We start from the raw sequence: 12565 nt of genomic DNA, 5'->3' as shown, positions 1-12565 counted from the left end.
GCAGACGGGTGTCGAAGAGAGTGACAAAGGCCCCGGGGCCTTCAATCAGAGCCAGCCGCGCTCTTTGTAGTAGCGGGCAGCCCCTTCATGCAGCGGTGCAGAGAGACCCACCTTGATCATGTCGGCCTCTTTCAGGTCGGCAAAGGCAGGGTGCAGGCGCTTGAAGCGATCCAGGTTGTCGAACACCGACTTGACCAGCTGATAGACCACTTCCGGATCGGTTTTGGCGCTGGTGGAGAGCACCGCTTTGCCACCGATGGAGGGAGTCGGCTTGTCGCTGCCCTTGTAGATGCCGCCCGGGATCTCGGCCTTGCTGTAGTAGCTCTTCTCGGCCAGCAGCTTGTCGATGTCGGCGCCGGTCACAGGGACTAGTACTGCATCTGTGGTGGTGGAGGCTTCCTGAATGGCACCGTTCGGGTGACCGACGAAGTAGCTCATGGCGTCGATGTTGTTGTCACCGAGGGCGGAGGCCTGTTCGGCCGGTTTCAGCTCGGAGACCAGACCGAAGTCACCCTTTTTCCAGCCTTTGACCGCCATGATCTCTTCCATGGTGTCACGCTGGCCGGAGCCCGGGTTGCCGATGTTGACGCGCTTGCCCTTCAGATCGTCGAAGCTGGCGATCTTGGCATCGCGGCGAGCCAGGATGGTGAACACCTCGCTCTGCAGGGAGAAGACGGCGCGCATATCGTCCATGGCCCCTTCGGCCTGGAACGGTGGCAGCCCTTTCATCGCTTTGAACTGGTGGTCGGATTGCATGATGCCGAAGTTGAACTCACCGCTGCGGATGCCGTTGACGTTGGCAACACCACCGCCACTGGCCGGGGCGTTGCACTTGATCTGGTGATCGGCGGCGCCGCGATTGAGGAAGCGGCAGATGGACTGGCCAGCGACATAGTAGACGCCGGTCTGACCGCCGGTGCCTATGGTCACGAAGCGCTCCTGCGCTTGTACCGGACCACCGAATGAGACACCGACCAGAGCCGCCGACAGGGCGCATGCCAAAGTTAATCCTTTCATTTTTTCTCCCTTTTCTTTGATTTTGTTTATCCGATCCCCGGATAAATTGATGGCAATCCCGTTCTGCGCCGGGCTTGCCCGCTCTTCTCGTTGCGCGAAAGCGGGGGAGTTGATCACCCCCTTTCCGGCAGTCACCCTCATCCTGTGGTGAGGCTACCGACCTCCTGTCGGTCGAAGATAAATTGGCCCCTGAGGGGCCAAATAAAAAGTTGCAAGCACTCCGATTAAGCACATTCACCCAACATAAATCAAACGAAATGGCAAAATAACGGAGTTAAATCTTGAGAAACATGACCTCGATCATTCATTTTCTTGCCGAAGATTAATTTGATATGGAGGGAAATGGAAGAGGGAAAAACTGCGAGAGGATTCTTATGTGGCCCTTGAATGACAAGGGCCGAGGTCATAATGGATCAGTTGGCCGGGGTGGCCAGATCCAGGATAAAGGCGTATTCCAGCGCGATATCCTCGTAGGCTTTGAAGCGGCCCGACTTGCCGCCGTGGCCGGCGTCCATGTCGGTGTTCAGTAACAACTTGTTATCATCTGTCTTCAGTTCGCGCAGCTTGGCGACCCACTTGGCGGGCTCCCAATACTGCACTTGCGAGTCGTGCAGCCCGGTGGTGACCAGTAGGTTGGGATAGGCTTGCGCCTTCACCTGATCGTAGGGGCTGTAGCTCTTCATGTAGTCGTAGTAGCGCTTCTGGTTCGGGTTGCCCCACTCGTCATACTCCCCGGTGGTGAGGGGAATCGACTCGTCCAGCATGGTGGTGACCACATCGACAAACGGCACCTGCGCCACCACGCCGCGATAGAGTTCGGGCGCCTGATTGATGACGGCCCCCATCAGCAGGCCGCCGGCGCTGCCGCCCATGGCGTAGACCTGATCCCTGGCCCCGTAGCCTTGCTCAACCAGCGCCTTGGTGACATCGATAAAGTCATTGAAGGTGTTCTGCTTTTTCAGCAGTTTGCCATCTTCGTACCAGTGACGGCCCAGCTCTTCACCACCCCGGATATGGGCGATGGCGTAGACGAAGCCGCGATCGAGCAGGCTCAGGCGCGAGCTGCTGAAGTCGGGATCCATGCTGGCGCCGTAGGATCCATAGCCATAGACCAGCAGCGGATTCTTGGGCGCATCAGCCTGCTCTTTCTTGAACTTGTCCTTGCGATAGACCAGCGACACCGGCACCGATACACCGTCGCGGGCGGTTACCCAGAGCCGCTCGCTGGCGTACTGGTCGGCCTTGAAGCCGGCCACCGGCTGCTGCTTGAGCAGGGTGCGCTTGCCGCTCGCCATATCCAGCTCATAGGTGGAGGCGGGGGTGGTCATGGAGGAGTAGCCATAGCGCAGGGCGCTGGTATCCGGCTCTGGGTTGTAGGCGAGCCAGGTGACATAGGCGGGATCGTCGAAGGCGATCTCCTTCTCGTCACCGCTCTGCCAGTTGATCTGGCGCAGTCGGGTCAGCCCCTTGTTGCGCTCTTCCAGTACCAGCCAATCCTTGAACAGGGCGTAGCTCTCCAGCAGCACATCCGGATTGGGGGCGATCACCGCCTTCCAGCGATCGACCGGGCTCTCTTGGGTCTCGTAGAGGCCGAAGTTCTTGCCATCCTTGTTGGAGCGCACATAGAAGCGGCCGCGGTAGTGATCCAGGCTGTATTCGTGATCCACCTGACGGGGCAGGAACAGGCGTGGGGCGTGCTCCGGCTGGTTGGCATCGATCAGCCGTGCTTCGCCTGTGGTGGTGCTGGAGAGCGCGATGACGATGAAATCTTCCGAGGTGGTGGCGTAGAGGCTGATGTAGAAGGAGTCATCCTTCTCTTCATAGACCAGCTTGTCCGTTGCCGGATCCGTCCCGAGCGTATGGCGATAGACCTGATAGGGCAGCAGGGTCTGCGGGTGCTTGCGCACATAGAAGACGGTCTTGTTGTCGTTGGCCCACACCAGATTGCCGGAGGTATTTTCCAGTTTGTCGGTGGCCCACTGGCCGCTCTCCAGATCGAGGAACTGGATCTGGTACTGACGACGGGAGAGGAAATCTTCCGCCACCGCCAGCCAGCGATTGTTACGGCTCACCTCAAGGGCGCCGAGGGCATAGAACTCGTGCCCTTCTGCCCGCTGGTTGCTGTCGAGCAACAGGCTCGCCTGCTCTTCACCGAGCTTGGTGCGCGAGTAGATCCCGTACTCCTTGCCCGGCTCATAGCGGGTCTGGTAGCGGTAGCCATTTTTTACATAGGGTACCGACTCATCCTGCTGGGGGATGCGGGCGACCATCTCTTTGTAAAGCTGTTCGCGCAGGGGTTGGGTCGGCTTGAGCATGGCCTCGGTATAGGCGTTCTCGGCCTTGAGATAGTCCAACACCTCGGGCTTCTGCCGCTGGTCGTCGCGCAGCCAGTAGTAGTTGTCGATGCGGGTATCCCCGTGTTTTTTCAGGGTGCGGGGATGTTTGGCGGCCACGGGCGGCTGGATTGGATGTTCGCTTGTCAGCATGGCGGGCTCTTCATTGGCATAAGTGGGGGGGAGAACTGTCAGAAAGGCTAGCAGCAGAACTCCTCGGGAAAAGGTAAACATGTCGCATCCTTGGCGCTGGAAAGGGTTGGTAGACCTGAGCATCGGCTCCATGAATTGGCGTTAAATCTGCCCCTTGTTGCCGGTGGTTGCAAGCAATCCCTTGTTATTGCAGGAAATGTAATCAAAAAAAGCCGCTATCTCGCGATAGCGGCCCTCTTTCTGGCCATGAGCGGCAAGAGTCCGCTCAGGTGTGCCTCACATGATATGGGAGTGCCCTCTCATGGCCAGTTTTCGTCAGCCTGGGTAGCTCGACCAGCGGTTGGTCGCGCCCTCGTTGCTGATACTCAGTACCTCATAGGGATGGCCCGGAATATCCATGCCCCGCGCACTCTGGGGCATGCCCGGAATGGTCAGGCCACGGATCGCCGGTTTTTCCCTGAGCAGCTTTTGTACATCGGCGGCCGGTACATGCCCCTCGATCACATAGCCATTTACGATACCGGTATGGCAGGAAGCCAGTTCCGGCGCGATACCGTATTGCTGCTTCACTGCGCCGAGCTGTTCGGTTTCGATGACGTCCAGTTCGAAGCCATTCTGCTCCATGTGCTCGTTCCAGCTTTGGCAGCAGCCACAATATTTGGATTTGTAGACGGTCATCTTCTCGGCTGCGAGAGCCGAAAAGCTGACGGTACCGGCCAGCATGGCCAGTAACAGGGGTTTGTACATCACTCACCTCAGATTGAAAGAAAAGATGCCCGATACGGGATGCGTTTCAGATCCGGGTACGTGGGGGACGTTCGAGCCGCTCGCACGGGGCGTCCGGCATAAAGAGAGAGGGGGAGGCGAAGTCGGGGGTATCCGGTTCCAGTACGGCGACCGTCAGGCTGTCGCTGCCTACCAGCGTCATCGAGAGGGCGGTGGTAAAGCTGCCGCAGGGCATTGCTTTTTCCAGGGTGCGCTCGCTCTGGCTGCAGTGGGTGGTCAGGGTACAGAGGTCGGTTGCGGCCCGGCTGCCAAACGACATCAACACCAGCACCAGACTCCACAAGGGGAGCCAGCGACGGGCGTGAGCGAGTTGGCGACGGGTGAGAACCATGGAATGACTCGAAAATAACAAGGGGCACATGGTAACCCTGTGCCCCGGGGGAGGGTCAAGCCCTCCCCATGGTGTCAGTCAGCCAGTATTAAGGTTGCTGACGGGTCGCCGCCAGCACGATCTCGCGCACGCAGACGTTGGCAGGCTGGTTCCAGGCGTAGAGCACGGCATCGGCGATCACTTCCGGCGCAATGACGCCACCCATCTGATCTTTCCAGTCGTGGTAACCGGCCTTGATGCTCTCGTCAGTGGTGTGGCTGAGCAGCTCGGTCTCGACCGCACCCGGGGCGATGGTCACCATCCGCACGCCGACATCGGCCACCTCTTCCCGGATGTTCTCGGTCAGGGCGTGCACGGCGAACTTGGTGGCGCAGTAGGCAGCATGGTTCGGGAAGGTCTTGCGACCGGCGATGGAGCTGATGTTGATGATGGTGCCGCTGCGGCGCTCCTTCATACCTGCCAGCACTGCGTGGACGCCGTTCAGCACCCCCATCACGTTGATGTTGAGCATCTGCTGCCACTCGGCGGGATCCTGCACATCGGCCTGACCCAGCAGCATGACACCGGCGTTGTTGACCATGCAGCCCACCGGGCCAAATTTGGCTTCTGCCTGCTGGACGGCGGCTTTCATGGCGGCGGTGTCGGTCACATCGACCCCGATGCAGAGGGTATCGGGCAGATTCAGCGCCTGCATCGGCTCGACCCGGCGGGCCAGCAGCAGCAGCGGATGACCGGCAGCAGAGAAGGCACGGGCGATGGCGGCACCGATCCCGGCGGAGGCACCGGTGATCACGACGAGAGATTTGGACATGGGTCTTTCCTTCTGATTCAAGAGTCGGTTTGAGCAAACAGGTGGCTGGCCAGCACGGAACCCAATCACTATAGTCACTGCATCTATAAGTGATAAATATTGTTTTCCGCTGGTTATCATCTGAAAAAACTATGGTTGGTTTATGCTGGACTTGAGATTGCTGCGTTTCTTCATCGCCATTTATGAAGAGAAGAACATCACGGCGGCGGCCGAGCGCTGCCACGTCAGCCAGCCCTCCCTCTCGGCGGGGCTGCGCCAGCTGGAAGAGGCGCTCGGTGACAGCCTGTTTGTCCGGGGCAAGAAGGGGGTGGTGGCGAAAGATCCGGCCCACTATCTCTATCCTCACGCAGTCAAGCTGGTGGAGGAGGCGCGCCGTCTGCCGGAGCTGTTTCGCCAGAAAGCGACGCGCGCGAGGCTCAATATCGCCATCATGCCGGACTTGAGTCGCCGCCGGGTGGCCGGGTTGCTGCAGCAAGTACAGCGCGTGCTGCCGCAGCTGGATCTCACCCTTTCCGATTACACCACACCCGCCGACTGCCGCTTGACGCTGGATGCCTTGCGCCGGGAGGACGAGATCTTTCTGCCGCTGTGGGAGGAGGATTATGTGCTCTGCGTGCCGGTCGACCATCCCCTTGCCAGTCGCGAAAGGATCGAGCTCGCCGAGCTGCAACATTATGATTTTATTGAGTGCCCGCCCTGCGAAGCCCATCAGCAGACTATCGGCCTGCTGGCCTGTGACCGCCTTACCCTCAATCTGGTGGCCAAGGCTGAGAGCAAGGGGTTGGTGATGGCGCTGGTGCTGGCGGGGGTTGGCATCAGTTTTCTGCCGGACGGGCTGGTCGAGGATGAGGCGGGGCTCTGTACCCTGCCGGTGAGCGGACCGCGGATGTTTCGCCGGATCGGGCTCTGCTATCCCGCTCACCAGACCCTCAATCCGGCGCTGCGGGAGCTGATCCCCGAGTTGGCAGGCTATGGCGCTTCCTGATAAGGTCGCTCTCCTGTGCACCTTTACGATGCAGCTCCCCAGACTCCCCTTTTCTGTTTACCGCGCCTTGCACAGCAAGGCTTTGTTCGGGTGATGTGGTCATGAAACGCATTCTGGTTATTTTTTCCCATCCCGCGCTACAGAGCTCGCGGGCCAACAAGCAGCTGTTGCAGGCGATTGAGGGGCTGGAGGGGGTCACGGTTCACGACCTTTACCAGCACTATCCCGACATGTTCATCGATGTGAAGCGAGAGCAGGCGCTGCTCTGTGAGCACGATATCATCGTCTTCCAGCACCCGTTTTACTGGTACTCCTGCCCGGCCATCATGAAGGAGTGGATGGATCTGGTATTGGAGTATGGCTACGCCTACGGCCCTGAAGCCCACGCCCTCAAGGGCAAGCAGTGGCTGAGCGCCATCACCACCGGCGGGGCGCCGGAGTCCTACTGCAGCGAGGGTTACAACAGCCGACCGCTGCTCGATTTTTTGCTGCCATTTCAGCAGGCAGCCACCTTGTGCGGCATGAACTGGCTGCCCCCCTTCGTGCTCCACTCCTTTCACAAGATCAAGGATCCCGCCGCCCTGCGCCGCTGTGGACAGGATTACCGCCAGCTGCTTTGCGCCCTGCGTGATGATCAGCTGACCCCGGAGCAACTGGCCGGGCGTCCTTATCTGCGTGACTTGCTGGAGGTGCTCTGATGAAACATGGGCTGCTTGTTGGCCGAGCTTATGAGCCGGACCAGATGTTCACACGGAGGGCTGACTGATGGGCCACGGGATCCTGTTTGATGCCTTTATCTACCTCTCCGCCGCCGTTATCGCGGTGCCGCTGGCCAAGCGCTGGGGGCTGGGCTCGGTGCTCGGCTACCTGCTGGCGGGGATCATCATAGGCCCCTTTCTGCTGGGGCTGGTGGGGGAGCAGAAGGATGTGATGCACTTCGCCGAGTTTGGCGTGGTGCTGATGCTGTTTCTGGTCGGCCTTGAATTGCGTCCGGCCCTCTTGTGGCAGCTGAAGGGGCCGATCCTCGGCACCGGTGGCCTGCAGGTGCTGCTCACTACGGCGGCGCTGACCGGCGTGGCGCACCTGATCGGCCTGCCGCTGCAACAGGGGCTGGCCATCGGCCTCATTCTGGCGCTCTCCTCGACCGCCATCGTGTTGCAGAGCCTGCAGGAGCGCAAGCTGATGCAGAGCGAGAGCGGTCGCTCCGCCTTTGCGGTGCTGCTGTTTCAGGATATTGCGGTCATTCCGATCCTGGCGCTGTTGCCACTGCTGGCCATGGCGCCGGTCGCCAGCAATGGTGGCTCCGAGCTGGCGGGGTGGCAGCACGGCCTGCTGGTAGTCGCGGCCATCTCAGGCATCGTGCTGGGTGGCCACTACCTGATGCGGCCGGTGTTTCGTGCCATCGCCCAGTCCCACATGCGGGAGATCTTCGTCGCCGCCGCCCTGCTGCTGGTGATCGCTATCGCCGTGTTGATGGAGTCGGTGGGGCTTTCGCCCGCTCTCGGCTCTTTCCTCGCCGGTGTGGTGCTGGCCGACAGCGAATATCGCCATGAGCTGGAGGCCGACATAGAGCCGTTCAAGGGCTTGCTGCTCGGCCTGTTCTTCATGTCGGTGGGGGCGGGGATCGACTTCGGGCTGTTTGCCGAACACCCCTTCCTGATACCCACTCTGGTGGTTGGCCTGATGGTGCTCAAATGGCTGGTGTTGATGGCACTCGGTTTCATCATCCGCATCTCGCCGAGTCAACGCTGGACCTTCGCGCTGGCGCTCGCACAGGGCGGTGAGTTTGCCTTCGTGCTCTTCTCGTTTGCCGCCCAGAACCGGGTGCTGCCCGGCGAGACCATCTCGCTGCTTACGCTGGTGGTTGCGCTCTCCATGGCGCTCACCCCGCTGCTGCTGATCCTCAATGATCGGGTGATCCAGCCCTGGTTCGATTACCGTAACCAGAGCGACGCACCGCAGCATGAGCAACCTGAGCTGGTGGAGCATCCGGTGATCATCGCGGGCTTCGGCCGCTTCGGCCAGATCGTGGGGCGTCTGCTGCATGGTCACGGCATCGGCACCACCATCCTCGAGCAGGATGCCAGCCAGATAGAGACCCTGCGCAAGTACGGTTATCAGGTCTTCTATGGCGATGCCAGCCGGATCGATCTGCTCCATGCTGCCGGGGCGCACAAGGCGAAGCTGCTGGTGCTCTCCATCAACGATCCGGCCACCTCGCTGGCGGTGATCGAGATGGTGCAGAAGCACTTCCCGCACCTGAAGATCCTGGCGCGAGCGCTGGATCGACCCCATGCCCACGAGATCCTGCGCCACGGGGTCGAGAGCGTTCACCGGGAAACCCTGGGCTCGGCGGTCGATCTGGGGGTGGAAGCCCTGACCCAGCTCGGTTTTCGGGCCAACCAGGCCTGGCGGGCGGGGCAGACCTTCAAGCAGCACGATAACTGGCTGTTGCGCGAGCAGGTCAACTATCTGGACGACGAACACACTTATATCAACAAGAGCCTGCAATACCGGGAGATCCTCTCCGATCTGTTGCAAGACGACGAGGAGGGGCAGGAGCGTATCCATGCCCACAACTGGAATAGCGGGCTACCCGACGACGACAAGGAAGCAAAATGATTGCCTATTATCCCATGTTCAAACACCTGCATATGACGCTGGCGCTGGTCAGTCTGCTGCTCTTTATCTATCGCTGGAGTCTGGCGCTGGCCGGCAGCGATCGGTTGCAGCAGAAGTGGCTGAAGATCCTGCCGCATATCAACGACACCTTCCTGCTGCTGTTTGGTGTGTTGCTGGCGGTGGCCTTGCAGTTGAGCCCGGGTCAACAACCCTGGCTGATGGCCAAGCTGATGGCACTGGTACTCTATATCGGTTTGGGTGTCATGGCGCTCAAGCGCCCGGCCCGCGGTCAGAAGCTGGTGGCCGGTGTGGCAGCGCTGGCGGTATTTGGCTACATGGTCGGTGCGGCCATCACCAAGTCAGCCTGGTCGTGGCTGATGTGAGCAAAAGGGGAGAGTCATGCTCTCCCCTGAAATCATATTCTGTGATGAATTAATTAATCGGAGTTTTATGCTAACAATAAATCGCAAGATAGAACTTTCATTTGAGGGATTTTTTGCTAATTTTAGCCTCTAGCGGCTCCTTTTTTGAGTGCATTGTCTTTATAAATCAATTGTTTAGTGTGTTTTGTATGAAAATGGCGACAGTTGTCGCAGCAAAACTTGCGACATAGACTGTCGCAAGTCACGACTAGCATACAGTCAACGCTAAACCAGTGAAGGCAAGCACCATGAGCAAGAAGCTGTTACGACAACTGACCTTGGCGCGTTGCATCCCGCACCGCCCTTACAAGCTGACCGCCAGCCAACTCCAGGTAAAACTGGAAGAGGAAGGTATCCACGTCAGTCTGCGTACCGTGCAACGGGACCTGGAGGAGATGTCCGGCATGGGACTGTTCGACCTCACCTCGGACGAGCGCAGCAAACCCCATGGCTGGTGCTTCGAGCGCCACGGCCTCAACGACTTTGCCAATATAATGCCGCTCTCGCTGGCGGTGGCCCTGAAAACCTGGAGTGATCAGGCGAGCCAACTGTTGCCGGCGAGTGTACTGACTGAATTGAACCCGCTGGTCGACAAGGCGAGCCAGGTGATCCGCGACAGCCAGAGTGAACTGGCCGAACGCTGGCTGGAGAGTGTCCACCAGTCACCGCGTCCGTTTGCCGGCAACCCGGAGATCCGCCGCAGCACCCTGATCCGCGATGCGCTCTGGCGTGGTCGCAAGTTCAGTGCCGAGATCCAGCGCGTGATCAAAGAGCGCACCGTATGGCTCTGCTACGACCGTATCAACCCGCTCGGCATTCTCAATCAGCCGGACGGTCCGATCCTGCTCTGCACTCTGTCCGAGCTGGATCCCAAGGTCTACGGCATCCCGTTTGACCATATCAAGAACGTGGAGCTGACCAACTTCAGCGCCACCCAGCCGAAGGATTTCAACATCCAGAAGCTGATCCGCGATCAGGGCTATCAGGATGTGAGCGGCCCGATCCGCTTCGTCGGCCGGATCGATGCTAACAGCCAGTCGCTGGTGGATAACCAGATCCCCGGCAACAATCCGCGCATGACCCGCTATGACAAGCGTAGCGTGGTGGTGGAGACAGAGGTGCAGGACACCCCGGAGTTTCGCAGCTGGTTGAACAACATCGGCGGTGAACTGGAGGTGCTGGCACCGGAATCGCTGCGCAAGGCCTATCTCAATCCGGCCAACCGCTTGAGCTGATTAAAAAATTGGAATGTTGAAGAGTCGAGCCTGGCCTCGGCTCTTTTTTTTGCGGTTTTTTTAAGCATATTTATTCAACTAATTTTTAAGTCTTAACGTCAGGATTGAACCGTTTTCCTGCCCCGTTTTTGGGGGCGAAACCCGTGTAAGAGATCTGCCATAGCGACTGTAAGAGGCTGGCGCTTTGAGCCGTACGCGAAGCCATGCCAGAATGATCGAGCTTTCCCGTGAAACTAAATAACTAACTGATATTAAAGGGTTAGTTTTTGAGTTCGTTTTTTGAGATGGGAGCCGCATCGGATCTTTATCATCGGATGGCCCTTGTTCGGGGTGCGCATTTCCTTAGTATGGGTCTCACAAGGACGGAGCTGGTCCGGCAGGATGCAGGGCAGCGCATAAAGATGGAATAGTCCGCAGGATGTGGACAAGGGATACCTCAGGATGAGCTCGATAATCAGGATGATTATCGTCACGGATGAATAAAGGAACACCGCGGGATGCGGCAGGACACTCTCGGGATGGGAGCAGAACGAACGGAACCTCGTTCTTCAGGATGAACAGGACCTCGCCGGATGCGAGAGGAATACTTCAGGATGAAGTGAGATAACCCGGATGGTTATCTGTCAGGAAGACGCAAGGAACCCCACAGGACGTGGTAATGGACACCTCCAGGATGGAGACAGGGAAGCAGTTCAGGATGAATTGCCAGGCTAGGAACGCCGCAGGACACGCCAACGGATTGGAAAGGGGATATTCCAAAGGATTAGGATAACGTCAGGGATTGCAGGGAGCATTGCAGTTCTACGGACAGGACGACACGACTCTAGGGGACGGCTACCGCCGTCCCCTTTTCTTTTATGGTTTGTCCGAGAGATTGCCGCGCTGGGCGGCGTTGACGATCTCTTGCAGGCGCTGACGAATGTCGACCATGCCAAACACACCAAAGATCAGCACAGTGACAAATTCGGCCTTGGTGACAGCGAAGTAGCGTTTGCAAGCCGCCTTGATCATGCTGGCCTGCAGCCAGTGCAGCAGCGCGACAATTACGCCGCAGACCGGCAGAAAGCCGTTGAGTTTGCCGGGTAGCGGGGCAATCAGGCTCATCAGCACGCCAAACCAGAAGAACAATATCAGCCCCATCGCCAACAGATTAAAGACTCGCTTCATTGTTTACCTCCCTTAGATAGAGTTGGTAGCAGACCTGACCTGCTTGTTTGTCCTTGAGTAACTGCCAGTTGGCGGGCAGCGCCAGATCGGCCATCTCCTTCTCCCGCTCCAGATAGATCAGGGCATCCGGTGCCAGCCAGCCGCGCTGCTCCAGCAGTTCGCACACCTGCGGCAGCAGCTCGCGGCGAAACGGCGGATCGAGGAACACCAGATCAAACGGCGTGGCCGGGCCTTGTAGCCAGCTCACTGCATCTGACTGGATCACCTGACCCTGACTGCTGCCGAGGGCGGTCAGGTTCTTCTTGATCTGGTCGGCGGCCCCTTTGTCCATCTCGATCAGGGTCACCTGCTCGGCATAGCGCGACAGCGCCTCCAGCCCGAGTCCGCCGCTACCGGCAAACAGATCCAGGCAGCGGGTGCCACGAATGTGGGGGGCCAGCCAGTTGAAGATGGTCTCCTTGACGCGATCCGTGGTGGGTCTGAGCCCCTCCACATCCTTGACCGGCAATTTGCGGCCTCGCCACTGGCCGCTGATGATTCTTACAAAGCCCGATTTTCCTTGCGGGGCGGGACTCTTGCTCGGGTTGCTACGGCTGGATTTCACTCTGGGCATCGCGTTTCATCGTCAGAAAATAAAGTGGTAGTATAAGGCGGTTCATTTTTATGCCGACCCGCCAAGGGACGGCTATCTTAGCAGTCAGCC

Annotated in this window: 12 protein-coding genes; 5 read left to right on the top strand and 7 right to left on the bottom strand. The window is 59.0% G+C overall.

Features of this window, described 5'->3' with window-relative positions; genetic code table 11:
- Positions 1-45: 45 nt before the first annotated feature.
- The 5 genes from AB5Y82_RS12730 to AB5Y82_RS12710 all read right to left on the bottom strand — a co-directional run bounded on the left by AB5Y82_RS12730 (position 46) and on the right by AB5Y82_RS12710 (position 5431).
- Entirely contained in the window at positions 46-1017 is a 972-nt protein-coding gene (locus AB5Y82_RS12730) for a TAXI family TRAP transporter solute-binding subunit (RefSeq protein WP_005339950.1), read from the bottom strand.
- A 413-nt stretch (positions 1018-1430) separates the two neighbouring features.
- Entirely contained in the window at positions 1431-3584 is a 2154-nt protein-coding gene (locus AB5Y82_RS12725) for a S9 family peptidase (protein ID WP_368174051.1), read from the bottom strand.
- 234 nt (positions 3585-3818) lie between these two features.
- A complete protein-coding gene (locus tag AB5Y82_RS12720; protein WP_368174050.1) occupies positions 3819-4250 on the bottom strand; it encodes a DUF411 domain-containing protein in 432 nt (143 codons plus the stop codon).
- Between the two features lie 46 nt (positions 4251-4296).
- Positions 4297-4620 carry a hypothetical protein gene (locus tag AB5Y82_RS12715; RefSeq protein WP_005339955.1) on the bottom strand — a complete coding sequence of 108 codons (324 nt, stop codon included), beginning with the start codon at positions 4618-4620 and terminating at the stop codon, positions 4297-4299.
- 88 nt (positions 4621-4708) lie between these two features.
- The gene (locus AB5Y82_RS12710; protein WP_005348556.1) at positions 4709-5431 is read right to left on the bottom strand and encodes an SDR family oxidoreductase; all 723 of its coding nucleotides are present in this window, start codon (positions 5429-5431) and stop codon (positions 4709-4711) included.
- A 142-nt stretch (positions 5432-5573) separates the two neighbouring features.
- On the opposite strand from AB5Y82_RS12710, the gene AB5Y82_RS12705 reads away from it, so the two are divergent.
- From AB5Y82_RS12705 to AB5Y82_RS12685, 5 genes are all read left to right on the top strand, one after another.
- The gene (locus tag AB5Y82_RS12705; RefSeq protein WP_005339957.1) at positions 5574-6416 is read left to right on the top strand and encodes a LysR family transcriptional regulator; all 843 of its coding nucleotides are present in this window, start codon (positions 5574-5576) and stop codon (positions 6414-6416) included.
- Between the two features lie 101 nt (positions 6417-6517).
- On the top strand, positions 6518-7114 hold the full coding sequence (locus tag AB5Y82_RS12700; RefSeq protein ID WP_005339958.1) for an NAD(P)H-dependent oxidoreductase: 597 nt from the start codon (positions 6518-6520) through the stop codon (positions 7112-7114).
- Positions 7115-7181: 67 nt separating this feature from the next.
- Positions 7182-9038, top strand: a complete 1857-nt coding sequence (locus AB5Y82_RS12695; protein WP_005357666.1) for a monovalent cation:proton antiporter-2 (CPA2) family protein — start codon at positions 7182-7184, stop codon at positions 9036-9038.
- Complete coding sequence (locus AB5Y82_RS12690; RefSeq protein WP_111900333.1) at positions 9035-9421, top strand: SirB2 family protein; 387 nt, start codon at positions 9035-9037, stop codon at positions 9419-9421. Before AB5Y82_RS12695 ends, AB5Y82_RS12690 begins: the two co-directional genes overlap by 4 nt.
- 287 nt (positions 9422-9708) lie before the next feature.
- Complete coding sequence (locus AB5Y82_RS12685; RefSeq protein WP_005339987.1) at positions 9709-10695, top strand: YafY family protein; 987 nt, start codon at positions 9709-9711, stop codon at positions 10693-10695.
- Between the two features lie 855 nt (positions 10696-11550).
- Here the strand turns inward: AB5Y82_RS12685 and AB5Y82_RS12680 are convergent.
- The gene (locus AB5Y82_RS12680; RefSeq protein ID WP_042052536.1) at positions 11551-11862 is read right to left on the bottom strand and encodes a DUF1145 domain-containing protein; all 312 of its coding nucleotides are present in this window, start codon (positions 11860-11862) and stop codon (positions 11551-11553) included.
- Positions 11846-12475: a 16S rRNA (guanine(966)-N(2))-methyltransferase RsmD gene (rsmD, locus tag AB5Y82_RS12675; protein ID WP_088870315.1), complete on the bottom strand. Its 630-nt coding sequence runs from the start codon at positions 12473-12475 to the stop codon at positions 11846-11848. Before rsmD ends, AB5Y82_RS12680 begins: the two co-directional genes overlap by 17 nt.
- Between the last annotated feature and the right edge of the window lie 90 nt (positions 12476-12565).

It is taken from the genome of Aeromonas sp. s13, from assembly GCF_040907905.1.
In the GTDB taxonomy this organism is placed as follows: Bacteria; Pseudomonadota; Gammaproteobacteria; order Enterobacterales; family Aeromonadaceae; genus Aeromonas; species Aeromonas veronii.
Note: the sequence above shows the minus strand (reverse complement) of the source record. Positions and strands in the feature narration are given on the sequence as shown.